Below are 25,481 nucleotides of genomic sequence, written 5' to 3' on the forward strand. Positions count from 1 at the left end.
GCCCAACGGCCACGGTCCTCGCAACTCCCACAGATCGCGGGTGTTGCGAGGACCGTCAGAACCCAAGACCGGGTGCGGGGGCCCGCCCATGTTCACGAAGTCATGTGAAACATTCTCGGACGGTCACCGCGTCGATGGGGTGAAGGACGACAGCGGGGCGAAGGGGAGGGCATGAGACAGACCCGCACGGAGGAGTTCCTGGAGTTCGCCCACGGGCGGACCGGACAGCTCTTCCGCTCGGCCTGCCTGCTCACCAGCGGCGACAGGCATCTCGCGGAGGACCTCGTGCAGGAGACCCTCGGCCGGATGTACGCCTTGTGGGGCCGGACCGGCCTGTTCGGGCGCACGGCACGGATCGAGAACCCGGCCGCGTACGCGCAGACGGTGCTGGTCCGCACGTTTCTCAGCCACCAGCGACGCCGCTCGGCGGCCGAGCGGCCGGTGGGCGAGCTGCCGGAGTCCGGCCACTCGCCCGCCGCCCGCGACGATCCCGCGCTGCGGGTCGCGCTGCTCGACGCGCTGGCCGAGCTGCCACCGAAGGACCGGGCGGTCATCGTCCTGCGGTACTGGGAGGACCGCAGCATCGAGGAGACCGCGCAGGCCATGAGGGTCAGCTCGGCCGCGGTACGCACCCGGTCGACACGGGCGCTGGCCCGGCTCAGGGAGCGGCTCGGCGGCAGCCTCGTCGAGTACGTCTCCTGCTGAATCGTTCACGCACGTCCGCTCATGAACCGCCTTGGGGGTTCGGTATGTCCACAGACGAGAGGTTCGAGGAGGATCTCATGGCCGCATTGCGCCGCACCGGTGACACGTTCGCGTCCGACGACGGAAACCGACTGGTGACCGGGGGAGTGACCATGGGCCGCCGCCGGGTGGCCGCCCGCCGGGCCGGGGCGATCACCGGTGGTGTGCTGGCCATCGCTCTGGTGAGCGTCGGCGGCGTCTACGCGGTCGGCGCGGTCGGCGGCGGGGCGGGAGGGGCGGGTGACCGGGGGAACGGGGGTTCCTCGGTCGCCGCGCCCGCCGTCCCCACGCCCGGCGGGTCCGCCCGGGCCGACGCGTCCGCCCCGCCCGCCGGGGGCCTGAGCGGCGAGGAACTGGCCGCCGTCTTCGAGAACCTGACGCCCGAGGGCAGGCTGACCGAGCCGGTGACGCGGGGCACCACACACGAACGCGGGCCCCTGGTCAGCGGTGTCTACGACGACGGCAAGGGCAAGGCGGCCGTCAGCATGGGCTTCTACCGCAACGGGCCGGAGGCCCTGGAGTGCCCCGACAAGGTGTTCACCCCGTACGACGCCTGCTCCGTCGAGAAGCTGCCGGGGGACGCGACCCTGATGGTCTTCCAGGGCTATGAGTACCCGGACAAGCGTGAGCCCACCAAGCTGTGGCGGGCCACGTACGCCAAGGACGGCGTCAGCATCGACCTGAGCACCTGGAACGCGCCCGCCGAGAAGGGCGCCCCGGTCTCCCGTACGGACCCGCCGTTCAGCCCGGCGGAGCTGAAGCGGATCGTCACCGCCGAGGAGTGGAAGCCCGTCGTCGCCGCTGTGCCGGACTCGTCCGAGGACCGGGGGACGACCCTTCCCGAGGGGGCCGACCCGGGGAACCGGGACGACGCCGGGAAGCAGGGCGGCTCCGGGGAACAGGACGGCCCTGCGAAGCAGGACGAGCCGGGGAAGCAGGAGGACACCGGGAAGCAGGACGACCCGGGCAAGCCGACCTCTCCCGAGCGTGACTACGCGTTCGACGCGGCCGCCGTCCGGTCCACGTTCCTGTCCCTGCTGCCCGGGGGCCTGGAGGTGACGGCCAAGAGCGAGGACGGCAGCGAGTACGCGTACGCCGTCGTCGACGACGGCAAGGGGGCCACGCTCGTCGAGGTCAACGCCCAGCCGAACATGAAGGACGTCGAGGGCCAGCTCTTCTCCGGCGAGTTCGAAACCCTGCCGGACGGCACCAAGGTGACGCTCCGGCAGAAGCGGGGCGACAAGCCCGGCGAGAAGTGGTGGACCGTCGACACCATGCGGCCCGACGGTTACCGGGTCGTCGTCTCCGCCTGGAACAAGGCCACCGCACACGGCGACCTCACCCGCACCGAGCCCGCGCTGAGCATGGAGCAGCTCAGGGCCATGGCCACCAGCGAGAAGTGGCTGGCGCTGAAGACACCGGCGAACTGACGCCGTACGGAGTCCGCCCAGGCGCCGGTTCCGACGCCTGGGCCGGCGCCTACTTCGCGTCCGAGTAGCGCTGCACCGTCGCCGTCGTGAACGGGAAGCGCACCGGCGTCGTGCCGAACGTGATCCGCCCGGCCAGGTCCCCGGCCGCGCGGATCGCCTCGGCGACCGCCTCCGCCTCTTCCGCGGGACAGTGCACGATCACCTCGTCGTGCTGGAAGAACACCAGCTCCGCCTTCATCCCCGCGGTCGCCCGGCGCAGCGCCGCCAGCATCAGCAGCGCCCAGTCCGCAGCGCTGCCCTGAACCACGAAATTGCGGGTGAACCGCCCCCGCGCGCGGGCGTTCAGCGACGCGTAGCCGGGCGTGTAGCCCTCGCCCCCCTCGTACGGGGAGGCCTCGGGCTCCTGAGGGAGGCCCGCCTCGCCGGACTCGCCCGCGCCCGCCGCCGGGGGGCTGGTCCGGCCCAGCCAGGTGCGGACCAGCCGCCCCTCCTCGCCCGCCCGCGCCGCGTCGTCGACGTACGCCACCGCGCGCGGGAACCGGCGCCGCAGCGCCGCCAGGTTCTTCAGGCCGTCCCCGCTGGTCTGCCCGTAGACCGCGCCCAGCAGCGCCAGCTTCGCCTCCTCCCTGCTGCCCGCGAACGCCCGGTCCGACAGCCGCGTGTACAGATCCCCCGCATGCCCGGCCACCTCCATCAGGCCCGGGTCCCGGGAGACCGCCGCCAGCACGCGCGGCTCCAGCTGGTCGGCGTCCGCCACCACCAGGCGCCAGCCGTCGTCCGCCATGACCGCCCGCCGGATCACCTTCGGGATCTGCAACGCGCCCCCGCCGTTGGTCGTCCAGCGCCCGCTGACCGTGCCCCCCGGCACGTACTCCGGCCGGAACCGCCCGTCCCGCACCCAGTCCTGCAGCCAGCTCCAGCCGTGCGCCGTCCAGATCCGGTACAGCGTCTTGTACGCGAGGAGCGGCTCCACCGCCGGGTGGCCGACCTCCGCCAGCTCCCAGCGCCGGGTCGACCGCAGCCGGACACCCGCCTGCCCGAACGCCTTCACCACGTCCGCCGGGAGATCCGGCCGTACGCGCCGCCCGAACGCCGCCGACACCTCGTCCGCCAGCTCCGCCAGCCGCCGCGGCTCGCCCCCGCCCGCGTACCGCTCGCCCAGCAGCTCCCGCAGCACCTCCCGGTGCACGTCCGCCCGCCAGGGCAGCCCCGCCCGGTGCATCTCCGCCGCCACCAGCGTGCCCGCCGACTCCGCGGCCGTCAGCAGCCCCATCCGCTCCGGGTGCTCCGCCGCCCCGTGCCGCCGCCGCTGGTCGGCGTACACCTCCAGCAGCCCCTCGAACGGCACCCCGGGACCGGACGGCCGCGCCTCGAAGAGCGAGGACTGCGCCCCCGGGTCCGCCGCCCTGGCCGGGGGATCCGGCGGTACGGGACGGTGGTGCAGCCGTGCCCAGGCCGCCGCCGCCGACCGGGGTTCCCCCAGCCGCCCCTCGTGCCCGAGCAGCAGCTGCTCCGCCGCCTCCACGTCGTAACACCGCTCCACCCGCACTCCGCCCGCCAGCAGCCGCGGATACACACCCGCCGTGGCCCGCCACACCCAGCGCCCCACCCCGGGCCGTGAGCGCACCGCCTCCACCAGGTCCGGTTCCACGACCACCGGCCCGGCGGGCAGCCCGTCCCGCCCGAGGGGGACCAGCCGCGCCCCGCCCCCCTCGGCCTCGTCCAGCGCCCAGCGTTCGCTCACGCAGGCGAGTCTCGCACCCGCCACTGACAGCGCCGCCGAGCCGCGATCAGCCCGGCGCGCGGATCACCCGCGCGGGGTCTCCCGGCCGGCCGCCCCGCCGCCTGCGCTCACCCGTGGCCGCCCCGGCCTGCCCGCACGGCGCGCGTGTAGACGTCCAGCGCCGGCTGCGGGGCACGGCCCAGCAGGGCCCGCAGGTCGCCCGGCCGCCCGCTCCCCTCCAGGAAGCCGTGCGCGACGGCCGAGCACGTGCCCACCAGCATCGGCACCTGGAACGGCGCCGCACCCGACGCCGCCACCGCGGCCCGGGCCTCCCCCAGCGCCGCGGGCGTGTACGTCCCCGCCACCGCCGCCGCCAGGTCGGCGCCGCCCAGCGCCACCTCGCCCACCAGCTCGTACACCCGGCCCCCGTGCGGAGCCGGGTCCGACGCGACCCGGAACGCGGCCTCCGCCAGATCCGCCCGCGCCACCGCCGCCAGCCGCCCCTCGCCCAGCGGCGCGGTGATCCGCCCCTCCGAGTCCGGCGCGGCGAGCACGGCCAGCAGCTCGGCGTACAGGCCGTTGCGCAGCACCGTCCACGCCAGCGGCGAGCGGCGCAGCCGCCGCTCGGTCCAGCGATGCGCGAGCGCGTACGGGAGGTGGTCGCCGTCGCCGGACAGGCTCGTGTACACCAGATGCGACACGCCCGCCTTCTCGGCGGCGGAGACGGCGGCCTCGTGGCGGGCCGTGACCGTGTCGTCCTCTCCGTACCCGGCGGAGATCATCAGCAGCGTGTCCACGCCGGCCATGGCCTCGGGCAGGGAGGCCGGGTCGTCGAAGTCCAGCCTGCGGGACCCCGGCAGATCCGGTGACCGCGTCCCCAGGAGAACGTCGTCCCGGCCTGCCGCGTGTTCCGCGACCAGCTGTCCGAGTCCGCCCGAGGCACCGGTGATGAGCAGCATGGATGAGCCCCCCTTGGGTGGTCCTGTTCGCTGCGACCATGGTGGGGGCCGGGGCCACGCGTGCGTAAGGAGGCACATCCATGTCGGTGGGGCACATCGGGGTAACCACGGAGCCGGAGCCGAGCTGCGAGGAGGACTGCGGGATACGGGACGTGCAGGACCGGCTCGGCGACAAGTGGACCGTGTACGTCGTCGTCGAGCTGGCCGGTGGCATCCGGCGCTTCCGGGAACTCCAGCGGCTGGTCCCCGGCATCTCGCAGCGCATGCTGACCCTGACCCTGCGCCGCCTGGAGCGCGACGGGCTGGTCACCAGGACCGTGCACCCCACGGTCCCGCCGCAGGTCGAGTACGAGTTGACGCGGACCGGCCGCAGCATGACCGGGCTCATCAAGGCCCTCGCGGACTGGTCGCTCGCCCACCGCGGCGTCATCGCGGAGGCGCGCCGTGCCTACGACGAACGGCAGGGCGGGGCATGAGCACATCGACGGCCGGGCGGGCCCTGGCCGCCGCCCTGTACGGGGACGACGACGCCTCGCTCGACGCCGGTGCCTCGATGCTCGCCGCCGACCCGGGCGCGGACGCGGAGCTGGCCCGGCACGGGGAGGAGCTGCTCACGCGCGCGTGGCGGCGGGGGTGGCAGCCCGCCGATGTGGTGCGCTGCGTCGGACGGGAGCTGGAGGAGCGTCACGTACGGCTGGTGGCGGCGATGATCCGCGACGAGACGGGTGGGTACGCGCGTCTGCCGCCGCGGTGGCCGGAGCAACTGGAGGCGCTTGCGGCCGTGCCCGGCTGGGCGGCGGACCGGTTCTCCTATGCGACGGGGGTGCTGGAGCTGTACCGGCTGCTCGCCCGGCTGCCCGCGCTGGAACCGGTGGGTCCGGCTCCTGGGGGCGCCCCGGTGGCCGGACCGGTGCCGGGGGAGTCGCGGATGCTGGCCCGCATCCGGGCGCTGCTCGCCAAGGCGGAGGCCACCGGGTACCCGGAGGAGGCCGAGGCGCTCACCGCGAAGGCCCAGGAGCTGATGGCCCGCCACAGTCTGGACGAGGCGGCGCTGGCGGGCGCCGCCGGGCCCCGGGGGGACGAGCCGGGAGCCGTACGGATCGGGGTGGACGCCCCGTACGAGACGGCGAAGGCGATCCTGCTGGACGCGGTCGCGGGCGCGAACCGGTGCCGCGCGGTGTGGAACGAGGGGTTCGGATTCTCGACGGTCGTCGGGTTCGCCTCCGATCTGGAGGCGGTGGAGGTGCTGTACACCTCGCTGCTGGTCCAGGGGGACGCGGCGATGACCAAGGCGGAGGCGGCGCAGAGGGCCGGGGGCCGGAAGCGCACGAAGACGTTCCGGCAGTCGTTCCTGCTGGCGTACGCCCAGCGGCTGGGCGACCGGCTGGCGTCGGCGACGCGTCGGGTCACCGCCGGGGAGCCGACGCTGCTGCCCGTGCTGGCCGCGCGGGACGTGGTGGTCACGGACCATGCGGAGCGGATGTTCCCGGAGACGACGAGGACCCGGGTGCGGGGCGCCACGGACCCGGTCGGCTGGGACCACGGAACAGCCGCGGCCGACCGGGCGCACGTGGCGCCCTCCTGAGGGTTACGCCCCCTGCGTACGGCGGCGGTGACGCCCGGTGCCGACGGCGAACGCCGCGCCCATGGCGAGCGTGACGGCGGTGCCGCCGACCGCCCATGTGGTGGCGGAGTCGGCGCCGGTCTCGGCCGGCTGCCCGCCGACGGCGCTGCCGCTGCTGCCGGTGCGGCTGACCGGCCGGGTGCTGCCGCTGCCGCCGGTGTCTATACGGGAGGGGCTACGGGGTCGGCGGGAGGGCCGGCAGTTCGATGCCGGTCGGGAGGTTCGTGGGCAGGCCCCCCGTCGGGAGGCCCGTGGGCAGGCCGGAGGACGTCTTGGTGAGCGTGTCCTGCGCTCCGCCCTCCCACACCACGACGAGGGCCTTCCCGTCCGCGGAGTCGATCTCACCCTTCGTCCGGCCGCCGGCGTCGCCGTTGTTGCAGGTGAGCTGGAGCATGACGTTCCTGGCCGGCGTGGCTGCGCCCTGGCAGACGGCGCCTTCCGCGACGAGTACGGCCTGGGCGTCGCTGACGGTCAGGACGACGGGCTTGCCGCCCGCGCCCGGGCTCGTGGCCCAGGAGCCCTGGACGTCGCTGAGGCCCACCCCCTCGCTGCCGCTCTCGTCCCCGGCGGAGGCACCGGCCGACGGGGTGGCGGCGCCCTTGCCGGTCTCCCCGTCCCCGTCCGAGCCACAGGCGGTCAGCGCGGCGGCCGAGGCCAGCGCGGTCACGGCCACCGCGCCGTTCCGCAGGCTCTTCCTGACGAGCTCACGCACGATCAAGTCCCCCTTATGGGTTGAAAAGACCGCGCCAAGCTACCAGGGGCGGATTCCGTCCGGGTGGAGCGCGGGTGAGGCCTACCAGGAGGACTTGCGCACACCCGGCAGGAAGCCCGCGTGCGCCGCCTGCCGGAGGCTCACCCGCGACATGCCGAACTTCCGCAGGTGGCCGCGCGGTCGCCCGTCCACACTGTCCCGGTTGCGTACCCGTGTGGGGCTCGCGTCGCGCGGCTGGCGGCGCAACTCGGCCTGTGCGTCGCGGCGTTCTTCCTCCGAAGTGCCCGGGCGGCGGATCAGCTCCTTCAGTTCGGCGCGGCGGGCCGCGTACCGCTCGACGACGGCCTTCCGGTGCTCGTTGCGTGCGATCTTGCTCTTCTTCGCCATCAGACCTTCACCCCGCGTGCGCGGATGCGGGCCACGGCGGCCTCGATGCCGATGCCGTCGACCGTCTTGACGGCCCTGGCGCTGAGCGTGAGGCGGACGTGCCGGCCCTCGCTCGGCAGCCAGTAGCGCTTGCGCTGGATGTTCGGGTCGAAGCGGCGCGACGTGCGCCGGTGCGAGTGCGAGACGCGGTTGCCGAAGCCGGGCCGGGCGCCGGTCAGCTGGCAGTGGGCGGACAAGGGTGACCTACCTCTCCGAGGATTGCTTTGGGAATGGAAACCATTTTCATCTATCTTAGCCGCATGGCCCGCAACGAGCTCCGTCCGATCATCAGACTCCGGTCCACCGCCGGGACCGGCTACACCTACGTCACCCGCAAGAACCGCCGGAACGACCCCGACCGCATGACCCTGCGCAAGTACGACCCGGTCCTCGGCCGGCACGTCGACTTCCGAGAGGAGCGCTGATCTCGCCGATGAAGCCCGGAATCCACCCCCCGTACGGCCCGGTCGTCTTCCGGGACCGGGCGGGCGGCTTCGCCTTCCTCACCCGGTCCACCCTGAGCAGCGACAAGACGATCGAATGGGAGGACGGCCGCACCTACCCCGTCGTCGACGTAGAGATCTCCTCCGCGAGCCACCCCTTCTACACGGGGCACGCGCGCGTGGTGGACACCGCCGGGCGCGTGGAGCGCTTCGAGCGGCGTTACGGACGGCACGAGGCGCGCTGATGCCGTCCGTTCCCCTGTCCGTCGCGATCGTCGGCGGGCTTCACTCCGACGCCCGCCGGGCCGCCGTCGAGCGGCTCCTCGCCACTGTCCCGGGAAGTGTGGCGCTGCATCACGACCTGACGCCCGCAGCCGGGCGCGGCCGGGTCCTGCGTACCGTCCGGGACGCCACCGGCGTGCTCTCCAGCGGTGAGGCGCCACTCGTCAACGACTGCGCGTGCTGCGCCCTGCGCGAGGACCTGGTGCCCGAGCTGGAGCGGCTGGCGGACGCCGGGCTGACCCGGCTCGCGGTCGTCGAGCTGTGGGACTCCGTCGAACCCAGGGCCATGGCCGAGGTGGTGGCCTCCGCCGGACTCGACCTGACCGGGGTCGTCACCGCCGTCGACCCCTCCCTGGTCCTGCCGTACCTCGGCAACGGCGACGACCTGGCGGACGCCGGGCTCGCCGCCGCCCCCGCCGACCAGCGGACCGTCGCGGACACCTGGGCGCGCCAGCTGGAGTACGCGCCCGTGCTCGCCGTCCTGGACACCGGCGACGCCGACGACGAGGACCGCGCGCTGCTCGCCCAGCTCCATCCCACGGCCCGTCACATACCGCTGCCGGACGGTGACCTGGCCGCCGCCGTGCTGGCCGGGTTCGACGTGGCGGCCGCGGCTGCGGCCCAGCACCCGGCCAGCGCCCTGCTCCCGCAGGAGGCCGAGGAGGCCGGTGTCGGCACGTACGTGTGGCGCGGACGGCGCCCGTTCCACCCCGGGCGGCTGTACGCGGCGCTGGAGGACCTGACCTGCGCGGCGGCCCGCAGCAGGGGCCGGTTCTGGCTGGCCGACCGGCCGGACACGCTGCTGCACTGGGACGCCGCCGGGGGCGCCCTGTGCGTGGAGAGCGCCGGGCCGTGGCTGGCCTCCCTGCCGGACGCCGCCTGGGAGATGGTCCCGCCGGTACGGCGCGCCGCGGCGGCCCTGGACTGGGACCCGGAGCACGGGGACCGGGGGCAGCACCTGGTCTTCACCTCGCCCGGAATCGACCGCGAGGGGCTCTCCGAACTGCTCGGCGCATGCCTGCTCACCGACGCCGAGTACGCCGCGGGCCGCACGGCCTGGAAGCGGCTCCCGCCCGCCTTCGACACCCTTCTGGAGGTCTGACCCCATGTCCCCGCGCCGCCCCGCAGAACGGAAGCCCGCCAGGTCCCGCCCCAACCCGCTGGACAGGGCCGGGATCACCTACATCGACTACAAGGACACCGATCTGCTGCGGAAGTTCGTCTCCGACCGGGGCAAGATCCGCAGCCGACGGGTGACCCGGGTCACCGCGCGGCAGCAGCGGCAGATCGCCCGCGCGGTCAAGAACGCCCGGGAGACGGCCCTGCTTCCGTACGCGCCGTCGGCCCGCTGACCGGTCCGGAACCCCTCCCCTCCGGGCCTCAAGGGGCCCTTGTGACCGCCGCCGCGGCCGCAAGGGCCCCTTTTTCCGCTCCCGGGCGGGCGGAGGGATCCACGAGGGCTCCGGACGCGTCTGAGTGGGCGAAGGACCGTAGTCGGAGGAACACCCCCCGTGCACGTGCATCTGCTCATGCATCCGCAGGTGAACGCGACTATGATCGCGAACAGTTGGCACCTGCAACATCACTGACTCATGTAACTCGTGTGACTGGGGGAGCGTCCTGTGCACCACGTGTACAACGGCATGGCAGCCACAGAGATTCACGGGGTCGTCTGGCAGAAGAGCCGGCACAGCAACTCCCAGGGATCCTGTGTGGAGTTCGCCAAACTGCCCGGGGGCGGTGTCGCCGTGCGCAACTCCCGCTTCCCCGAAGGGCCCGCGCTCGTCTACACGCCCGCCGAGATCGAGGCGATGCTGCTGGGCGTGAAGGACGGGGAGTTCGACCACCTGCTGGACGGCTGAGTCCGGACGCGCGTGAACGAGGGGCCCTCGTGCGGAGCCCCTCTTCGTTCGGGCGGGACCTCGGCCGCTATGCCGCGTCCGGCAGCCGGAACATCGCCCAGACCACCTTCCCGTGCAGTGTCCCGGCCAGGGGGTGCCAGCCCCAGCTGTCGCTGAACGACTCCACGAGGAACAGCCCGCGCCCGGACTCCGCCGAGAAGTCGTCCTCGGCGGCTTCCCGCGCCACCGGGCTCTGCGGGCTCGGATCACGGACCGCGCACACCAGCCGCCCCGCCCAGCGCATCAGGTGCAGCCGCACCGGAGGATCGAGCGGGCGGTCTCGCGGCGTGTCGGCCGGCAGCGCGTGCCGCAGGGCGTTCGTGACCAGCTCCGACACGACGAGCGCCACGTCGTCGAACCGGTCACCGAGATTCCACTGCGTCAGGGTCGTGTTCGTGAACTGCCGCGCACCGCGCACGGCCTCGTACCGGGCGGGCAGCGCGCAGGACGCGGAACTGGAGACGGACGCGGCGTCGATCGGAGGAAGCCCCTGCCTTAACGGCGCGAGCATGGTCGATCCATTCGTCCCCATGCGAGGCACTCCCCGGTTTCGCGGCTGTGGTGCTACAACACGAACGGCTACGCAGGTGCGCGAGGACCATGGTTGCGAAATGAGGGGGCGGATGCAAGGGCAGATGCACGTGCACGCGCCCGGACTGTCCGCTCCCGTGACGGTTGCCGACCATATCTTCCTCGGGCCCAACTTGCGGCAGTGGCCGAAGAGTTACTCATTCTGTAATCGTTCGAGTACGGGGTGAAGCGTTTTGGTGGCAGAATCCGTTTCCTCGGGGCTTGGGGGCGCTCCGTCGTACACATCAGCGATGGGGAGGGTGGAAAACGTGAGCGGGAAGGAATCGGGCGGCTCCCTCGTACGCCGCATACTCCTGGGCTCGCAGCTCCGGCGGCTGCGCGAGTCGCGGGGCATCACGCGCGAGGCCGCCGGCTACGCGATCCGCGCGTCCGAATCCAAGATCAGCCGTCTGGAGTTGGGCCGGGTGAGCTTCAAGGCGCGGGACGTCGAGGACCTCCTGACGCTCTACGGGGTCACCGACGGCCAGGAGCGCGAGGCGCTGCTCGGGCTCGTGCGCGAGGCCAACATCGCGGGCTGGTGGCACAGCTACGGCGATGTGCTGCCCGGATGGTTCCAGACGTACATCGGGCTCGAAGGGGCCGCGTCCCTGATCCGCATCTACGAGGTGCAGTTCATCCACGGCCTGCTCCAGACCGAGGCGTACGCGCACGCCGTCGTCACCCGGGGCATGCCCGGCGCGCCCGCCGCCGAGATCGACCGCCGGGTCGCGCTCCGGCTGGAACGCCAGAAGGTGCTGGTCTCCGAGCGCGCCCCGCGATTTCACGCCGTTCTCGACGAGGCCGCGCTGCGCCGCCCGTACGGCGACCGGGCCGTCATGCGGGAGCAGCTGAAGCACCTCATAGAGGTGTCGGAGCGGCCCAACGTCACGCTCCAGGTCATGCCGTTCAGCTACGGCGGGCACGCGGGCGAGAGCGGTGCCTTCACCATGCTGCGCTTCCCGGAGTCGGACCTCTCCGACATCGTCTACCTGGAGCAGCTCACCGGCGCCCTGTACATCGACAAGCGGGAGGAGGTCGCCCAGTACGACACGGCGATGGACCGGCTGTCCGCGGACAGCCCCGGGCCCGAGGAGAGCCGCGACCTGCTCCGCGGGCTCCTCCAGCTCATCTGAGGTCTTCTGTGACAGCCCAACTCGGCTGTCACAGAAGTAGGATGACGTCCCATCACAAATGCGTGAGGCTGCGCCTTCGGAAGGGATGGCATGTCCTACTTCACAGACCTGGCCCAGCAGTACATCGACGGCGAGTGGCGGGCCGGCGGCGGCTCGTGGGACATCATCGACGTCAACCCGTACAACGAGGAGAAGCTCGCCTCCATCACCGTCGCCACGGTCGGCGAGGTGGACCAGGCGTACCGCGCGGCCGAGCGGGCACAGCGCGCCTGGGCGGAGACCAACCCGTACACGCGGCGCGGTGTCTTCGAGCGGGCCCTGCGGCTGATCGAGGAGCGAGAGGCCGAGCTGGCCGAGGCGATCGTCGCGGAGCTGGGCGGCACCCGCACCAAGGCCGGGTTCGAGCTGCACCTGGCCAAGGAGTTCATGCGGGAGGCGATGGGGCTCACCCTGCGGGCCGAGGGGAAGATCCTGCCGTCCCCGATCGACGGCAAGGAGAACCGGGTCTTCCGTACGCCCGTCGGGGTCGTGGGCGTGATCAGCCCGTTCAACTTCCCGTTCCTGCTGTCGGTCAAGTCGGTCGCCCCGGCGCTCGCCCTCGGCAACGGGGTCGTGCTCAAACCGCACCAGAACACCCCGGTCCTCGGCGGCAGCCTGGTCGCGAAGATATTCGAGGACGCGGGGCTGCCGCCCGGCCTGCTCAACGTCGTGATCACCGACATCGCGGAGATCGGGGACGCGCTGCTGGAGCACCCGGTCCCGTCGGTCATCTCCTTCACCGGCTCGGACCGGGTCGGCCGCCACGTCGCCCAGGTGTGCGCCACCCACTTCAAGCGGGCCGTCCTGGAACTGGGCGGCAACAGCGCGCTCATCGTGCTCGACGACGCGGACCTCGACTACGCCGTCGACGCCGCCGTGTTCAGCCGGTTCGTGCACCAGGGGCAGGTGTGCATGGCCGCCAACCGGGTCCTGGTGGACCGCTCCGTGGCCGAGGCCTTCACCGAGAAGTACGTCGCCAAGGTGCGGACCCTGAAGAGCGGCGACCCCGCCGACCCGGCCACCCACATCGGGCCGCTCATCAGCTCCGCCCAGGCCGAGGCCGTCACCGCGGTCGTGGACCAGACGGTGGCGGCGGGCGCGACGGCGCTGGTGCACGGCCGCACCGAGGGGAACGTGGTGTCCCCCAGCGTCCTCACCGACCTGCCGGAGGGCGCCCCCGCCCTGACCCAGGAGATCTTCGGGCCGGTCGCCCTGATCATCCCGTTCGACGGGGACGACGAGGCCGTACGGATCGCGAACGACACCCCGTACGGGCTGAGCGGCGCCGTTCACACCGGGGACGTCGAGCGCGGGGTACGGCTTGCCCACCGGGTGCGGACCGGCATGATCCACATCAATGACGGCACGGTCCACGACGAGCCGATCGTCCCCTTCGGAGGCGAGAAGCACTCGGGTGTCGGCCGGCTGAACGGGGAAGCGACCGTGGACGCCTTCACCACGTACAAGTGGATCTCGATCCAGCGGGGCCGCAGCGGGTTCCCCTTCTGAGGGACGCCACGCGCGGAACTCCGGCCAATGGGGACAGCGACTGGCCTAGTTGGCTCGTACGGTGAGGCAGTCAGAGCGCGGCGGGGGACGCCCGCCGCGCTGCACGGCCGACGGAAGGCGGACACTCATGGCAGGTCTCGTTCCCGCTGAGGCGCACGGCGACGAGCGCGGCGCCCTCCTCTCCTACATCGAGGGCCAGCGTGCCGCCCTCCGTGAGCAGGCGGAGGGGCTCACCGAGGAGCAGGCGGCCCGGCGCACCACGGTCAGCGCGCTGTCCCTGTCCGGGCTGCTGAAGCACGCGTCCGAGGTGGAGCTGGGCTGGCTGCGGATGGCCCAGCAGAAGCCCAACGAGCACCCCGAGCAGGAAGGGTCCAGGGAGAACGGGTTCGCGCTCACCGACGGCGAGACCATCCCGCAGGTGCTGGAGTTCTGGGACGGCGTCACCAAGGAACTGGAGGAGTTCGTCCGCGCACTGCCCAGCCTGGACGAGACGTTCCCGCTGCCCGAGGCGCCCTGGTTCCCCAAGGGCGCGGTCGTCTCCGTGCGGTGGATGCTGCTGCACCTGGTGGAGGAGTTCGCCCGGCACGCCGGGCACGCGGACATCATCCGGGAGTCGCTGGACGGCCGGACCGTGATGTGAGGGCAGGGCCCCTGCCCGTACTCTCGTCAAAGTTGACGAGAAGGTGCGAAGGGACGGGCAGGGGCATGTCTGCGATCCGGCTGCTGGTTCTGGGGGCCGTGCGTCGGCACGGGCGGGCGCACGGCTACCAGGTCCGCAACGACCTGGAGTACTGGGGCGCCCACGAGTGGTCGAACGCCAAGCCGGGCTCGATCTACCACGCGCTCAAGCAGATGGCCAAGCAGGGGCTGCTGCGGGCCCACGAGACCGCGCCCAGCACGGCCGGGGGCCCGCCGCGCACCGAGTACGAGATCACCGAGCAGGGCACGGACGAGTACTTCACACTGCTGCGGAACGCGCTGACCGCGTACGACCAGCGTCCCGACAGCCTCACGGCCGCAGTCGGCTTCCTCGTGGACCTGCCCCGGGAGGAGGCCGTCCGGCTGCTGCGGCAGCGCATCGAGAGCCTGCAGCGGTGGCGTACGGCGGTCCTGGAGGACTACATCCCGGAGGGCGGGCCCGAGCAGCTCGGCCACATCGGGGAGATCATGAACCTGTGGCTCCACCAGGCGGACTCGGGCGCGGCCTGGACGCGCGGGCTGATCTCCCGCATCGAGGCCGGCGCGTACACCTTCGCGGGGGAGGGAGAGCCGTTCGTGGGCGTCCTCGCGGAGGGCGAGCCGAACCCGTACGCGACCGGCGTCCCGCACCCGGGCGACCAGGACTGACGGTTCCCCCCGGGCCCCCTCCCGGAACCGGGGCCCGGCCCCGGACCCCGCAGCCGCTCCACGGGCTCTTCGAGCAGGAGACACCCCGGGGCCGGTCAGTGTCCTACTGGAGTCGGCAGACCGCGAAGGACCAGCTCAACCAGTCCAGGGAAGACGACGAGCGTGAGGTGCGCCAGCAAGCGGCTCAGGTCACCTTCTGGGTTGAGAAACCCCTGGCCTCTTCCTCTTCGGGCCGGATCCCCATGGTCGACCGGCCGCCGGATGCGGCCCCGGCGGGGACACGCCGTTGCTCCTCCTGTCGCCGGGCGTCACCGGCGTAGCGCCGCCGTCAGCATCGGCAGGGCGTGGCGCAGTTCCCTGTGGCCGTAGGTGCCGCTGTGCCCACCTGGATAGATGTGGGTGGTTACGGGTGCGCCCAGGGACGTGAGACGGTCGCGGAGCATCCGTGTCTCCTCACCGCATACGGCTTCGGTGACGGATACGACTCCGTCGTCGGCGAGCGCGACCCATTTCTCGGTGCCGGGGATGTGGGGATCGGGCTCGTCGCCGTCGAGCGGACCGGGCGTCCCGTCACCGGAGGCGAGGTAGACGGGGGTGTGACGTAGCCCCCGGGCGTGATGGTACGGATCCCAGTCGAGCCAGGTCTTCCACTGCTCCCACGGGTCACCGAAGATCGCGTAGCCGTCCACGCCGACGAACTTCGCGCCGGAGAGCCACATCTCCGGGTGCCGGACCGGGTGCACGGGTGCCCCGAAAGCGGCGACGGCGCCGAACAGTCCCGTGACACGAGCGGCCAGTCCCAGGGCACCGAATCCGCCCTGGGACTCGCCGGCCGCCGCCCTGCTGGGCCCGGCGCCGTAGTTCCGCTCCACCAGAGGAACGACTTCACGGAGGAAATAGGTACGTACCTGGGGGGAGCCTCCTTCGCCGTAATTCCACCAGTCGGTCCAGAAGCCGAAGAGCGGCATGCCCGGCATCACCACCAGGACATCACGCAGCTCTGCCAGGTCCTGCACCTTGAACAGGCTTGTCCAGGTTGTGTGGTCGCCGTCTCCGCCCGCGAACAGATAGAGAGTGGGCCAGCGGTCACGGGGGCTGCGCCGGTCCCAGCCGCGCGGTGTGAGCAGAGCCACCGTGCTCCGGCCGCCGAGAGCGGCGGAGTCCATGGTCAGCTCGACCAGCCGGTCGCTCAGGCGGTGTTCGGTAAGGACTCCGCCGGCGGTGCCGGTCGGGGCGGCGGCGCCAAGAAGAGTTCCCGCGCCCAGCAGAAGCCCGGTCGTGAGAGCGGTACGGCGTGTGCGTGCGTGCGACATGTACCGGTTATCGGCCCACGGCGCTGCCGCCTTGACCCGCCCCTTCTGTGGGCGGCCGCGTGGTGCCAAGGGGATCAGAAACAGCCTCTGAGCTTGTTCTTCAAGGCCGGACCGGGCAGTGGCGACATGCGCAGCGGGTCACCAGCCGCCCCGAGCACATCCCATGGCACCGACAGCCTTCCGACGACAGGACTGCACCGGTCACCGCCGACCGGCCGGCTCCTCCAGCCGGTACGGGACCCGTGCGCCCGCGACCTCGTTCTCGGCTGTGCGGACATGCACACCCTGGTCGCCGGCCTGGTTCTGCCCGGCGATGCGTCGATGTACGTCATGAGCGCGCTGGAAACCTCCCGCGAGCTCATCCGGCACGCCTGCTACCGGTACGAGGCGGCCACCGTCGCCGCCACGCATTCCCTCTTCGCCCTGGAGCACGTCCTTGCCGAGCGTCCGGCCATGAACGAACCGCTCCAGAACCTGATCGAGCGGGCCACCGACGCAGGGCTCGTCACGGCTGGACTCGCCGCCGAACTCGAGGCAGCCGACTGCTCCGTGACCCCCTCACGCAGGGCGCCGAGTCAGGTGCCGCCCTCCGCCCGGTCCGGGCCGTCGCAGTGGTGCGTGCCGTCGTCGATGCGGTCTCCCTGCTCCCTCGCCCACCGTCTGCGGCAGGGACGGCGGCCCCGACGTGGGCAGAGCACAGCCCGGAGACGGACTCGCCCGGCTGTGGGAGGACCACCTGCGCGTACCGTTCCCCGACGGTTTCCGCGGCGTGGAATCCGACGGCGTAGATCCGGTCCTCCTGGACGCCGACATCGCCGGCCTCGTGCAGAGGGAGCTGAACGGCGGACTCGACGACAGCGGTATCGCTCATCTCTGGGGGTGCATCACCGACCTCGACAAGATCGTGCCCCTGATCAGCGAGGAGTGCTGCGCCTCCTGCTTCACGAAGCCTCGGACGACGGCCCAGGTCGCAGCAGCGCCCCGGATCCCCGCTAGCCCCTGCGCGCCGGGTCGGCGGTGTGGCCCGGCTGGCCCGCATCCGGCGCGGGCACACGTGCGTGCCGCCCGCGGCGTGCGGTCGGCGCGTCGGCCTCACGCCGCGCCTTCGCCCGGTGCTCCACCACCAGTACGGCGACCACGACCAGCGCGCCCACCGCCGCCAGCGCGAACGTCAGCCCCACCTCACCGCTCGGCGCGAGCAGCGTCCGCTCCTCGTCCTGCCACGGCCACAGGGCCCGCAGCGACCCCGCCATGAGCCCGGTCATCACGACCAGCGTGATGTGGTGGTAGTTCTCCAGCAGCCACTTCAGCAGCTTCACGAACAGCGCGAGCCCGAAGACGCAGCCCAGCGCGAAGGATCCCAGGTAGAGGAAGTCCCGCTCGTTCACGGCGTCGATCGTCGGCTCGTACAGGCCCAGCGTCAGCAGGATGAACGACCCGGACACCCCGGGCAGGACCAGGGCGCAGATCGCCAGCGCCCCGGAGGCCATCACGATCACCGGGTTGGTCGGCACATGGGCGGGCGGCAGCCCCGTCAGCACGAAGCTTCCGGCCGCGACCGCGAGCCCCAGCACGTAGTGCAGCGGCCTCCACCGCTGCCCCGAGCTGGAGTACGGCACCCACAGCGACGCCAGCACCAGACCGAAGAACACCGCGTACGCGAACTGCGGCTCCTCCTTGATGACGGGGGAGAGCAGCTTCGCGGCCAGTACCAGAGCCGCGCCCATGCCGATGAGCAGGGGCACGAGGACGCCCCAGTCGACCTTCCGCACCTCGGCGGCGGCCCGGCTCCCGCCCCGGCCGCGCGGCAGGTCTGCCACGGCCAGCCGAGCGGCGCTCGTCAGATGGCCCGCGCCGCCGATGAGCTTCTCGTACACGCCCGTGATCAGGGCGACCGTGCCGCCGCTGATCCCGGGCACGGCCTCGGCGGTCCCGATCAGGGCACCACGGAACACATTGAAGAACTGGGGGCCGGCCGGCTTGGGCATGGTCTCCCGTTTCTGAGAGTGCGGGTTCGAAGTGAGCAATCATCCTATGGGGTGCTCCTGTCGGATCCCTGTGGGGCGCCCGCCCGCAGCCACGCCCCGTCAGAAGCCCCTCGTCCGCTTCGCCGCGCGGCGCGACGCCGCCGACCCCGGGGCACGGATGAACATGCGGGCCAGCTCGCCTCCCAGGTTCACCCCGATCGCGATGGCCAGAGCCAGCGCCGCAGCCCGCGCCAGCGAGGTGAAGCCCGCGTCCATCCTGCTCTGCGCGATGGCCAGCACGCCGTAGTACATCGCCGAACCCGGCAGCAGCGGACCGATCGCCGCCGTCACGTACACCAGGGACGAGGTGTGCTGGTAGCGGGCCATCAGCTGCCCGAAGAGACCCACCAGCCCGGCCGCGAGCGCCGTCGCCATCACCGCCGAGCCCTCCGCCGTGAAGGTGATCGCCGCGAACACCACCCACGCCACGGCGCCGTTGCACACCGCGAACAGCACCGTGGTCCGCTCCTGCTGGAGCAGGATCGCGAAGCACAGCGACAGCACCATCGCCGCCGCGATCTGCGTCAGGGGCCGCTCCACCAGCTCGACCGAACCCTCCGGGTTCAGCTTCGCGCCGAGCTGCACACCCATGTACAGCGCGGTCAGCACGCCCACCACGATCGCCACGAACAGGTACCCGACCTCCAGCAGCCGCGCCGACGCCGTGATGTAGAAGCCCGTCAGCCCGTCCTGCACGGACGCCACCAGCGCCCGCCCCGGGATCAGCGCGAACAGCCCGCCGGTGATCACCGCCGACGGCCGCAGCCCCGCATGCAGCAGGCTCACCGTCACCCCCAGCGCCGCCGGCGGCACCGCAGCCAGCACGAACTGGTAGAACTCGGGCAGCCCGCGCCCCGCCGCCAGCCACGCCAGCCGGTCGCCCAGCATCGCCCCGGCCGCCGCGATCAGGAACACCGCCACGCCACCGCCCAGCAGCACCGACGCCGCTCCGGCCAGGCCACCCGCCGCCAGCGTCAGCGCCCAGCCCGGATACGGGTGCCGGTTCCGGCGGATCAGTGCCAGCCGCCGGTACGCCTCCTCCAGCGTCACCTCGGAGTCGTCCGCGTTGATGTCGGCGATCAGCTGGTACACCGCGGTCAGCCGGGTGTAGTCCGTGCCGCGCCGCCGCACCGTCCGGCTCACCGTCACCGGGTCGTCCACCAGCGACGGCTGGTGCGTGACCGCCAGCAGCGTGAACGTGACCGTCGGCTCGCAGCGGTCCAGCCCGTACGCGCGGCAGATCGCGAACATCGCCGCCTCGACGTCCTCCGCTCCCTCACCACCCGCGAGCAGCAGCTCCCCGATACGCAGGGTCAGGTCGAGCACACGCGGCACCGCGGGGCCCTCGCCCTCCTCCTGCCGCAGCACCGGCTCCGCCACCGGCCGCTCGTGCACCGGCATCCGCAGCATCGTGCGCATGTGGTCCTGCCAGGGCGCGTCCTTCGCGAGCCGCATCGCCCGTGTGCCCTGCGCGGGCGTGTACGCGGGATGTGCGAAGCGCGTGTCGAAGGCGGCGGACGAGGACGGCGGAGCGAAGGCCGAGCCCTCGGGCTCGTTCGGGGGCTCGGTCGCCAACCCCTCCGGAACCGCGAACTCCGAGGTCGGCTGGTCCTCCTCCGGGAGACCCGGAGGTTCCACACCGGCCGGCGGGGTGAAGGCGCTGTGCGCCTCGTCCGACTGCGGTTTGCGGTCCTCCTCCGGACCGTGCGGCTGCTCGGCCACCACGCGCGCCCTGCCCTTACTCCTGTCGTGTGCTTCCTGTGCGCCCCCCGCATCCCCTCACGCCCCCGTCCGCCCAGTATGAGCACGACGAGTCCCGTATACGAACAGCGGGCGGCGCACCTCACAGGTGCGCCGCCCGCCGCAGAGTCCTGGAACGTGGCTCAGTGAGCCCCGCCCTGCTCCTTCAGGCGCTTGACGGAGGCCTCGATCTCGGCCTCGGCCTCGGCGCGGCCCACCCAGTCCGCGCCCTCGACCGACTTGCCGGGCTCCAGGTCCTTGTAGACCTCGAAGAAGTGCTGGATCTCCAGGCGGTCGAACTCCGGCACGTGCTGGATGTCCCGCAGGTGGTCCATACGCGGGTCGCCGGCCGGGACGCACAGCAGCTTGTCGTCGCCGCCGGCCTCGTCGGTCATCCGGAACATGCCGACGGCGCGGCACTTCACCAGGACGCCCGGGAAGGTCGGCTCGTCCAGGATGACCAGCGCGTCCAGCGGGTCGCCGTCCTCACCCAGGGTGCCCTCGACGAAGCCGTAGTCGGCCGGGTAGACCGTCGACGTGAACAGGTGGCGGTCGAGACGGATGCGACCGGTCTCGTGGTCCACCTCGTACTTGTTCCGCGAACCCTTCGGAATCTCGATGCAGACGTCGAACTCCACGGGTGGCTCCTCCAAGGATCAACACGGTGTCGGGTGAGGGACCGCCGGGATCACTGCGATGTCCGGCGGGTCGTGCTCATGGCCCAGGTCAGTGGTTAAGTGTCCCTCACGCAACCAAGTGATCGCGAAAGGGGCTGGTCAGCCGTGCTGGAGCGGAAGGCCCTGCACCTCGCGGCGGGCTCCACCGCCCTCGGACTGGTGCTGGCCGCCACGGCGGCGGGGCTGGCCGGACCCTGGGACGGGGGCCAGCGTAAGGCCGAGCGGCTCCGCGCCGCCGCACTCGCCCCCACCAGTGGCGCACATCACGAGCCGGACGCCCCCGACGCGAGCCCCGCGCCCGCCGCGGCCCCCGCACCCGCCCCCAGCGCGCCCGAGGTACTCGCCGTGCTGAAGGCCCCCTCGGGCCAGGTCTCCCCGGGCAAGGCCGCCCCCGGACCGGCCCGGGTGCTGGACCCGCTGCTGCGGGACCCCGGCCTGGGCCCGCTCCGCACGGCCGCCGTCGTCGACACGGCCACCGGACGGCAGCTGTACGGCAACGGCGCCACGACCCCGCTGACCCCCGCCTCCACCGTCAAGCTCGTCACCACGGCCGCCGCCCTCTCGGCCCTGGGCCCCGACCACCGGCTCACCACGACCGTGGTGGCCGACCCGGCCCACCCCGGGCACCTCACCCTCGTCGGCGGCGGCGACCCCACACTCACCCGGGCCCGCCTCAAGGCACTGGCCAAGGACACCGCCCGCGCCCTCCCCGCACGGAAGAAGCCGGATGACGGTGGCGAAGGGGCGCCCCGAAAGGTCACCCTCGCGTACGACACGTCCCTGTACTCCGGTCCGGTGCGTCACCCCATCGGCGTCAACGACAACCTCGCCCCCGTGACGGCGCTCATGACCGACGAGGCGCGGCTCGACAAGTCCGTCTCCGGGCCCGCCCCGCGCGCCGCCGACCCGGCCGGTGACACCGCCCGCACGTTCGCCGCACTGCTCAAGGCCCAGGGCGTGCGGGTCACCGGCGCGCCCGCGCAGGCCCGGGCCCCCAAGGGCGCCGGGGAACTGGCCCGCACCCACTCCGCGCCCGTGTCCGCCCTGGTCGAGCGCACCCTCACGTACAGCGACAACGACCTGGCCGAGGCGCTGGCCCGGCACACCGCCCTCGCCACCGGCCACCCGGCGTCCTTCGACGGCGCAGGCAGGGCCCTGCGTGCACAGCTGGCCGCACTCGGCGTTCCGCCGGACGGGGCGCGGTTCCACGACGGCAGCGGCCTGGACCGCCGCAACCGGGTCTCCGCGCGGGTGCTGACCACCGTCCTCACCCGCGCCGCCGACCCGGAGCGCCCCGCCCTGCGGTCCGTCCTCACCGGCCTGCCCGTCGGCGGCTTCACCGGCACACTGAAGACCCGCTACGGGTCCGACTCGCCGGGCGCCGGGCTGGTCCGCGCCAAGACCGGCACGCTGACCGGCGTGAACGCCCTGTCGGGCCTCGCCGTCACCCCGGACGGACGCGTCCTGGCCTTCGCCTTCCTGGCAGCCGACACGCCCTCCCCGTGGAGCGCCCGGCCCGCCCTGGACGCGCTGGCCACCGCGCTCATCGGCCTCTGAGTACCCCTCAGGGGGCCGACGGGCCCCGCACACACGCGTGAAGGGGCTCCCTGCGGCTTCGTCCAGTGCCCTCACCGAAGGGGCCCCGAGCACGTACGGTTGACGCATGACGAGCATCGGTGGTGCGGCAGCTTCGGGGATGGTCGACTGGAACCTCGCGGTGGCGACCGCGACCCGGCTCGTACGGCCCGGGCCCGAGGTGAGCCGGGACGAGGCCCGCCAGGTCGTGGCCGAGCTGAGGCGGCACGCCAAGGCCTCCGAGGAGCACGTCAGGGGCTACACGCGCATGATCCCCGAGGACCAGGAGCGGGTGGACACCCCCGTCCTGGTCGTCGACCGGCCGGGCTGGATCCGCGCCAACGTCGCGGGCTTCCGCGAGCTGCTGAAGCCGCTGCTGGAGAAGATGGCCGAGCGCCGGTCGGGCAACCCCGGGGGAGCCGTCATCGGCGCGGTCGGCGGCAAGGTCACCGGGGTCGAGCTGGGCATGCTGCTGTCCTTCCTCGCCGCCCGGGTCCTGGGCCAGTACGAGACCTTCGCCCCGGCCACCGGCGAACTCCCGGCAGCCCCGAACGGCGGCGGGCGGCTGCTGCTGGTCGCGCCGAACATCGTCCATGTGGAGCGCGAGCTGGCCGTGGACCCGCACGACTTCCGGCTGTGGGTCAGCCTCCACGAGGAGACCCACCGCACCCAGTTCACCGGCGTGCCCTGGCTGCGCGACCACCTCCAGGGAGAGATCCAGGCGTTCCTGGGTGCCACCGAGGTCGACCCGATGACCGTCCTGGAGCGGTTGCGCGAGGCCGCGCAGGCATTCTCCGGCGCCCGGCCGGAGGGCGAGGAGGAGGACGGCGGGCACTCGCTCGTCGAGCTGGTCCAGACGCCCGAGCAGCGGGAGATCCTGGCCCGGCTGACCGCCGTCATGTCCCTGCTCGAAGGGCACGCCGACTACGTGATGGACGGCGTCGGACCGCAGGTCGTGCCGTCCGTCGTCGAGATCCGCGAGAAGTTCCAGCAGCGCCGTGCGCGAGGCGCCTCCCGGCTCGACCTGGCGCTGCGCAAGCTGCTCGGCCTGGACGCCAAACTCCGGCAGTACCGGGACGGCGAGCGGTTCGTGCGGTCCGTGGTGGACCAGGTAGGCATGGACGGCTTCAACCGGGTGTGGACCTCCCCCAACACGCTGCCCACCAAGGCCGAGATCGCCCGGCCCGAGGACTGGGTCGCGCGGGTGCACCGCAAGGCGGACTGAACGGTCGGGGCCCGTCCGGCACCCGGAATATACGATTCCGGTCGGGTCGGGCCGGAGGGACGCCCTTCAATCACCCATCCGAGGGACCGTGGGAGAGGGATAGGCGTGCGATCCTCGGGAAACGACCGGGTTCTGTCACCATTGACGCACGCTGAGTGACGACCTGAGTGACCGAACCCCCCGTTCCGATCGTTAAGACTCCGACCGAGGCACCCCAACTTCCACGAAGGGCACCGGACATGGGTCCCCATCCTGCGGTCGCGGCGATACGCTTGGCGGTTCGCCGCGTACTCCACGACGTACTCAACGAGCACTCCACGACCACCACCGCGGCGGCGGACGGCGGTGAACCCCCGCTCGTGCTGGTCGCCTGCTCCGGCGGCGCCGACTCCATGGCACTCGCCTCCGCACTCGCCTTCGAGGCGCGCAAGCTCGCCGTCCGCGCCGGCGGCATCACCATCGACCACGGCCTCCAGCCCGGCTCCGACCTCCGCGCCGCCGAGGTCGCCTCCCGGCTCGCCGCCCTGCGGCTCGACCCGGTCGAGGCGATCCCCGTCACCGTCGGCCGCGACGGAGGGCCCGAAGCCGCCGCCCGCGACGCCCGCTACGCCGCCCTGGACGAGGCGGCCGAACGGCTGGGCGCCGCCGCCGTGCTGCTCGGGCACACCCGCGACGACCAGGCCGAGACCGTACTGCTCGGCCTCGCCCGCGGCTCCGGCATCCGGTCCCTGTCCGGCATGGCCGCCGTGTCCGGCGCCGCCGACCGCTACCGCCGCCCCTTCCTGCAGCTCGACCGGCAGACCGCCCGCAAGGCGTGCCTGGTCCAGTCCCTGCCCGTCTGGGACGACCCCATGAACGCCGACCCGGCCTACACCCGGTCCCGGCTGCGCCACGAGGGTCTGCCTGCCCTGGAGAAGTCCCTCGGCAAGGGTGTCGTCGAAGCCCTCGCCCGCACCGCGCAGCTCTGCCGCGACGACGCGGACGCCCTCGACACCTGGGCCGCCCAGGCCGACGCGACCGTACGGGACGACGCCGGGCTGCTGGAGTGCGCCAAGCTGTACACGCTGCCGCCCGCCGTGCGCCGCCGGGTCCTGCGCCGCGCCGCCATCGCGGAGGGCGCGCCCGCCGGTTCGCTGTTCGCCCGGCACATCGAGGAACTCGACCGGCTGATCACGAGTTGGCGCGGGCAGGGAGCCATCAATCTGCCCGGCCGGGTCGTCGCGCGGCGGCAGGGTGGCAGACTGGTCATCCGGCAAGGCTGACCGAAGGCCGCCGCAGGCCGCAACGAAAGTGACCCGGGTGAACCAGAACGACATGGGCGCCGACCTCGCGTCGGTGCTCATCACCAAGGAAGAGATCGACGCGAAGCTGGCCGAGCTGGCCGCCAAGATCGATGCCGAGTACGCGGGCAAGGACCTGCTCCTCGTCGGTGTCCTCAAAGGCGCCGTGATGGTGATGGCGGACCTGGCGCGCGCCCTGTCCACCCCCGTCACCATGGACTGGATGGCCGTCTCCTCGTACGGGGCGGGCACCCAGTCCTCGGGTGTCGTCCGGATCCTCAAGGACCTGGACACCGACATCAAGGGCAAGCACGTCCTGATCGTCGAGGACATCATCGACTCGGGGCTGACCCTGTCCTGGCTGCTGTCGAACCTCGGCTCGCGCGAGCCGGCCTCCCTCGAGGTCGTCACCCTGCTCCGCAAGCCCGACGCCGCCAAGGTCGCCATCGACGTGAAGTGGATCGGCTTCGACATCCCGAACGAGTTCGTCGTCGGCTACGGCCTGGACTACGCGGAGAAGTACCGGAACCTGCCGTTCGTCGGGACGCTCGCCCCGCACGTCTACGGCGGCTGATCCGGCGGCTGATCCGGTGGACATGCCCACGGCGGCCCGGGAACCCTGGCCGCCTTCCCGCCGTTGGAGGAGGGGAAGGCGGCCACGGTCGGCGATGCTGGGGTACCGTCCGAAGCACAGCCAATCAACAGCATTCCCCACACCAGTGCTGATCCAGACGGCACCGCTTAGTCTCACAGCAGCACTCACAGCAGCATTTACCTACGGGCAGGAGGGACGGGGCGGCAT

At 72.5% G+C, this 25,481-nt stretch carries 27 protein-coding genes; 17 read left to right on the forward strand and 10 right to left on the reverse strand.

Annotated features, from left to right (window positions below; all coding sequences use genetic code 11):
• Positions 1-171: 171 nt before the first annotated feature.
• Positions 172-705 (forward strand): SigE family RNA polymerase sigma factor, encoded by a 534-nt coding sequence (locus I3F58_RS14250; protein ID WP_240108824.1) that lies wholly within the window; start codon positions 172-174, stop codon positions 703-705.
• Between the two features lie 77 nt (positions 706-782).
• Positions 783-2,174: a hypothetical protein gene (locus I3F58_RS14255; RefSeq protein ID WP_240108826.1), complete on the forward strand. Its 1,392-nt coding sequence runs from the start codon at positions 783-785 to the stop codon at positions 2,172-2,174.
• Positions 2,175-2,223: 49 nt separating this feature from the next.
• Here I3F58_RS14255 and I3F58_RS14260 read toward each other — a convergent pair whose 3' ends face one another.
• Together I3F58_RS14260 and I3F58_RS14265 are read right to left on the reverse strand one after the other, a co-directional pair.
• Entirely contained in the window at positions 2,224-3,918 is a 1,695-nt protein-coding gene (locus I3F58_RS14260) for a bifunctional 3'-5' exonuclease/DNA polymerase (RefSeq protein WP_240108828.1), read from the reverse strand.
• A gap of 107 nt (positions 3,919-4,025) precedes the next feature.
• On the reverse strand, positions 4,026-4,856 hold the full coding sequence (locus I3F58_RS14265; RefSeq protein ID WP_240108830.1) for an NAD(P)H-binding protein: 831 nt from the start codon (positions 4,854-4,856) through the stop codon (positions 4,026-4,028).
• 80 nt (positions 4,857-4,936) lie between these two features.
• On the opposite strand from I3F58_RS14265, the gene I3F58_RS14270 reads away from it, so the two are divergent.
• Positions 4,937-5,332 (forward strand): helix-turn-helix domain-containing protein, encoded by a 396-nt coding sequence (locus I3F58_RS14270; RefSeq protein ID WP_240108833.1) that lies wholly within the window; start codon positions 4,937-4,939, stop codon positions 5,330-5,332.
• Entirely contained in the window at positions 5,329-6,441 is a 1,113-nt protein-coding gene (locus tag I3F58_RS14275; protein ID WP_240108835.1) for a DUF2786 domain-containing protein, read from the forward strand. The genes I3F58_RS14270 and I3F58_RS14275 overlap by 4 nt, the downstream gene beginning before the upstream one ends.
• A gap of 214 nt (positions 6,442-6,655) precedes the next feature.
• Here I3F58_RS14275 and I3F58_RS14280 read toward each other — a convergent pair whose 3' ends face one another.
• From I3F58_RS14280 to rpmB, 3 genes are all read right to left on the reverse strand, one after another.
• Entirely contained in the window at positions 6,656-7,192 is a 537-nt protein-coding gene (locus I3F58_RS14280) for a hypothetical protein (RefSeq protein ID WP_240108838.1), read from the reverse strand.
• 81 nt (positions 7,193-7,273) lie between these two features.
• Entirely contained in the window at positions 7,274-7,579 is a 306-nt protein-coding gene (rpsN, locus tag I3F58_RS14285) for a 30S ribosomal protein S14 (protein ID WP_240108840.1), read from the reverse strand.
• Positions 7,579-7,815, reverse strand: a complete 237-nt coding sequence (rpmB, locus tag I3F58_RS14290; RefSeq protein WP_240108842.1) for a 50S ribosomal protein L28 — start codon at positions 7,813-7,815, stop codon at positions 7,579-7,581. The genes rpsN and rpmB overlap by 1 nt, the downstream gene beginning before the upstream one ends.
• Before the next feature lie 63 nt (positions 7,816-7,878).
• On the opposite strand from rpmB, the gene rpmG reads away from it, so the two are divergent.
• From rpmG to I3F58_RS14315, 5 genes are all read left to right on the forward strand, one after another.
• The gene (rpmG, locus tag I3F58_RS14295) at positions 7,879-8,043 is read left to right on the forward strand and encodes a 50S ribosomal protein L33 (protein WP_240108844.1); all 165 of its coding nucleotides are present in this window, start codon (positions 7,879-7,881) and stop codon (positions 8,041-8,043) included.
• An 8-nt stretch (positions 8,044-8,051) separates the two neighbouring features.
• Positions 8,052-8,306, forward strand: coding sequence for a type B 50S ribosomal protein L31 (locus tag I3F58_RS14300; protein WP_240108846.1), 255 nt, complete (start codon positions 8,052-8,054; stop codon positions 8,304-8,306).
• Positions 8,306-9,445: a GTP-binding protein gene (locus I3F58_RS14305; RefSeq protein WP_240108847.1), complete on the forward strand. Its 1,140-nt coding sequence runs from the start codon at positions 8,306-8,308 to the stop codon at positions 9,443-9,445. Before I3F58_RS14300 ends, I3F58_RS14305 begins: the two co-directional genes overlap by 1 nt.
• Positions 9,446-9,449: 4 nt before the next feature.
• Complete coding sequence (gene rpsR / locus I3F58_RS14310) at positions 9,450-9,695, forward strand: 30S ribosomal protein S18 (protein WP_240108849.1); 246 nt, start codon at positions 9,450-9,452, stop codon at positions 9,693-9,695.
• A 270-nt stretch (positions 9,696-9,965) separates the two neighbouring features.
• Complete coding sequence (locus tag I3F58_RS14315; protein WP_240108851.1) at positions 9,966-10,205, forward strand: DUF397 domain-containing protein; 240 nt, start codon at positions 9,966-9,968, stop codon at positions 10,203-10,205.
• A 67-nt stretch (positions 10,206-10,272) separates the two neighbouring features.
• Here the strand turns inward: I3F58_RS14315 and I3F58_RS14320 are convergent, their stop codons facing one another.
• Positions 10,273-10,776, reverse strand: coding sequence for an ATP-binding protein (locus tag I3F58_RS14320; protein ID WP_240108859.1), 504 nt, complete (start codon positions 10,774-10,776; stop codon positions 10,273-10,275).
• Between the two features lie 289 nt (positions 10,777-11,065).
• On the opposite strand from I3F58_RS14320, the gene I3F58_RS14325 reads away from it, so the two are divergent.
• The 4 genes from I3F58_RS14325 to I3F58_RS14340 all read left to right on the forward strand — a co-directional run bounded on the left by I3F58_RS14325 (position 11,066) and on the right by I3F58_RS14340 (position 14,842).
• Complete coding sequence (locus tag I3F58_RS14325) at positions 11,066-11,947, forward strand: helix-turn-helix transcriptional regulator (protein WP_240108860.1); 882 nt, start codon at positions 11,066-11,068, stop codon at positions 11,945-11,947.
• 90 nt (positions 11,948-12,037) lie between these two features.
• Positions 12,038-13,495 (forward strand): aldehyde dehydrogenase family protein, encoded by a 1,458-nt coding sequence (locus I3F58_RS14330; protein WP_240108862.1) that lies wholly within the window; start codon positions 12,038-12,040, stop codon positions 13,493-13,495.
• A 127-nt stretch (positions 13,496-13,622) separates the two neighbouring features.
• A complete protein-coding gene (locus I3F58_RS14335; protein WP_240108864.1) occupies positions 13,623-14,135 on the forward strand; it encodes a DinB family protein in 513 nt (170 codons plus the stop codon).
• Between the two features lie 65 nt (positions 14,136-14,200).
• Positions 14,201-14,842: a PadR family transcriptional regulator gene (locus I3F58_RS14340; RefSeq protein WP_240108866.1), complete on the forward strand. Its 642-nt coding sequence runs from the start codon at positions 14,201-14,203 to the stop codon at positions 14,840-14,842.
• Between the two features lie 308 nt (positions 14,843-15,150).
• On the opposite strand, the gene I3F58_RS14345 is transcribed toward I3F58_RS14340, so the two are convergent.
• From I3F58_RS14345 to I3F58_RS14360, 4 genes are all read right to left on the reverse strand, one after another.
• Complete coding sequence (locus I3F58_RS14345) at positions 15,151-16,155, reverse strand: alpha/beta hydrolase family protein (protein WP_240108867.1); 1,005 nt, start codon at positions 16,153-16,155, stop codon at positions 15,151-15,153.
• A 992-nt stretch (positions 16,156-17,147) separates the two neighbouring features.
• Positions 17,148-18,143: a DUF368 domain-containing protein gene (locus I3F58_RS14350; protein WP_240108869.1), complete on the reverse strand. Its 996-nt coding sequence runs from the start codon at positions 18,141-18,143 to the stop codon at positions 17,148-17,150.
• A gap of 99 nt (positions 18,144-18,242) precedes the next feature.
• Positions 18,243-19,904: a threonine/serine exporter ThrE family protein gene (locus tag I3F58_RS14355; RefSeq protein WP_374207970.1), complete on the reverse strand. Its 1,662-nt coding sequence runs from the start codon at positions 19,902-19,904 to the stop codon at positions 18,243-18,245.
• Positions 19,905-20,065: 161 nt separating this feature from the next.
• Complete coding sequence (locus I3F58_RS14360; protein ID WP_240108872.1) at positions 20,066-20,560, reverse strand: inorganic diphosphatase; 495 nt, start codon at positions 20,558-20,560, stop codon at positions 20,066-20,068.
• A gap of 144 nt (positions 20,561-20,704) precedes the next feature.
• Between I3F58_RS14360 and dacB the strand changes: the two genes are divergently transcribed.
• The 4 genes from dacB (at position 20,705) to hpt (ending at position 25,253) form a co-directional block, all read left to right on the forward strand.
• Positions 20,705-22,156 (forward strand): D-alanyl-D-alanine carboxypeptidase/D-alanyl-D-alanine-endopeptidase, encoded by a 1,452-nt coding sequence (gene dacB, locus I3F58_RS14365; protein WP_240108874.1) that lies wholly within the window; start codon positions 20,705-20,707, stop codon positions 22,154-22,156.
• A gap of 106 nt (positions 22,157-22,262) precedes the next feature.
• Positions 22,263-23,399 carry a zinc-dependent metalloprotease gene (locus tag I3F58_RS14370; RefSeq protein WP_240108876.1) on the forward strand — a complete coding sequence of 379 codons (1,137 nt, stop codon included), beginning with the start codon at positions 22,263-22,265 and terminating at the stop codon, positions 23,397-23,399.
• A gap of 239 nt (positions 23,400-23,638) precedes the next feature.
• Positions 23,639-24,661: a tRNA lysidine(34) synthetase TilS gene (gene tilS, locus I3F58_RS14375; RefSeq protein ID WP_240108877.1), complete on the forward strand. Its 1,023-nt coding sequence runs from the start codon at positions 23,639-23,641 to the stop codon at positions 24,659-24,661.
• A 52-nt stretch (positions 24,662-24,713) separates the two neighbouring features.
• Positions 24,714-25,253: a hypoxanthine phosphoribosyltransferase gene (gene hpt / locus I3F58_RS14380; protein ID WP_240108968.1), complete on the forward strand. Its 540-nt coding sequence runs from the start codon at positions 24,714-24,716 to the stop codon at positions 25,251-25,253.
• Positions 25,254-25,481 lie beyond the last annotated feature (228 nt).

Origin of the sequence: Streptomyces sp. MUM 203J, from assembly GCF_022414595.1 — a bacterium.
In the GTDB taxonomy this organism is placed as follows: Bacteria; Actinomycetota; Actinomycetes; order Streptomycetales; family Streptomycetaceae; genus Streptomyces.

What these genes read in the sequence shown, in the direction of transcription:
- I3F58_RS14250 (WP_240108824.1), top strand. Translation starts at nt 172, where the DNA reads ATGAGACAGACCCGCACGGAGGAGTTCCTGGAGTTCGCCCACGGGCGG.
- I3F58_RS14255 (WP_240108826.1), top strand. Translation starts at nt 783, where the DNA reads ATGGCCGCATTGCGCCGCACCGGTGACACGTTCGCGTCCGACGACGGA.
- I3F58_RS14265 (WP_240108830.1), bottom strand. Translation starts at nt 4,856, where the DNA reads ATGCTGCTCATCACCGGTGCCTCGGGCGGACTCGGACAGCTGGTCGCG.
- I3F58_RS14270 (WP_240108833.1), top strand. Translation starts at nt 4,937, where the DNA reads ATGTCGGTGGGGCACATCGGGGTAACCACGGAGCCGGAGCCGAGCTGC.
- I3F58_RS14275 (WP_240108835.1), top strand. Translation starts at nt 5,329, where the DNA reads ATGAGCACATCGACGGCCGGGCGGGCCCTGGCCGCCGCCCTGTACGGG.
- rpsN (WP_240108840.1), bottom strand. Translation starts at nt 7,579, where the DNA reads ATGGCGAAGAAGAGCAAGATCGCACGCAACGAGCACCGGAAGGCCGTC.
- rpmG (WP_240108844.1), top strand. Translation starts at nt 7,879, where the DNA reads ATGGCCCGCAACGAGCTCCGTCCGATCATCAGACTCCGGTCCACCGCC.
- I3F58_RS14300 (WP_240108846.1), top strand. Translation starts at nt 8,052, where the DNA reads ATGAAGCCCGGAATCCACCCCCCGTACGGCCCGGTCGTCTTCCGGGAC.
- I3F58_RS14305 (WP_240108847.1), top strand. Translation starts at nt 8,306, where the DNA reads ATGCCGTCCGTTCCCCTGTCCGTCGCGATCGTCGGCGGGCTTCACTCC.
- rpsR (WP_240108849.1), top strand. Translation starts at nt 9,450, where the DNA reads ATGTCCCCGCGCCGCCCCGCAGAACGGAAGCCCGCCAGGTCCCGCCCC.
- I3F58_RS14320 (WP_240108859.1), bottom strand. Translation starts at nt 10,776, where the DNA reads ATGGGGACGAATGGATCGACCATGCTCGCGCCGTTAAGGCAGGGGCTT.
- I3F58_RS14325 (WP_240108860.1), top strand. Translation starts at nt 11,066, where the DNA reads ATGGGGAGGGTGGAAAACGTGAGCGGGAAGGAATCGGGCGGCTCCCTC.
- I3F58_RS14330 (WP_240108862.1), top strand. Translation starts at nt 12,038, where the DNA reads ATGTCCTACTTCACAGACCTGGCCCAGCAGTACATCGACGGCGAGTGG.
- I3F58_RS14335 (WP_240108864.1), top strand. Translation starts at nt 13,623, where the DNA reads ATGGCAGGTCTCGTTCCCGCTGAGGCGCACGGCGACGAGCGCGGCGCC.
- I3F58_RS14340 (WP_240108866.1), top strand. Translation starts at nt 14,201, where the DNA reads ATGTCTGCGATCCGGCTGCTGGTTCTGGGGGCCGTGCGTCGGCACGGG.
- I3F58_RS14345 (WP_240108867.1), bottom strand. Translation starts at nt 16,155, where the DNA reads ATGTCGCACGCACGCACACGCCGTACCGCTCTCACGACCGGGCTTCTG.
- I3F58_RS14350 (WP_240108869.1), bottom strand. Translation starts at nt 18,143, where the DNA reads ATGCCCAAGCCGGCCGGCCCCCAGTTCTTCAATGTGTTCCGTGGTGCC.
- I3F58_RS14370 (WP_240108876.1), top strand. Translation starts at nt 22,263, where the DNA reads ATGACGAGCATCGGTGGTGCGGCAGCTTCGGGGATGGTCGACTGGAAC.
- tilS (WP_240108877.1), top strand. Translation starts at nt 23,639, where the DNA reads ATGGGTCCCCATCCTGCGGTCGCGGCGATACGCTTGGCGGTTCGCCGC.
- hpt (WP_240108968.1), top strand. Translation starts at nt 24,714, where the DNA reads ATGGGCGCCGACCTCGCGTCGGTGCTCATCACCAAGGAAGAGATCGAC.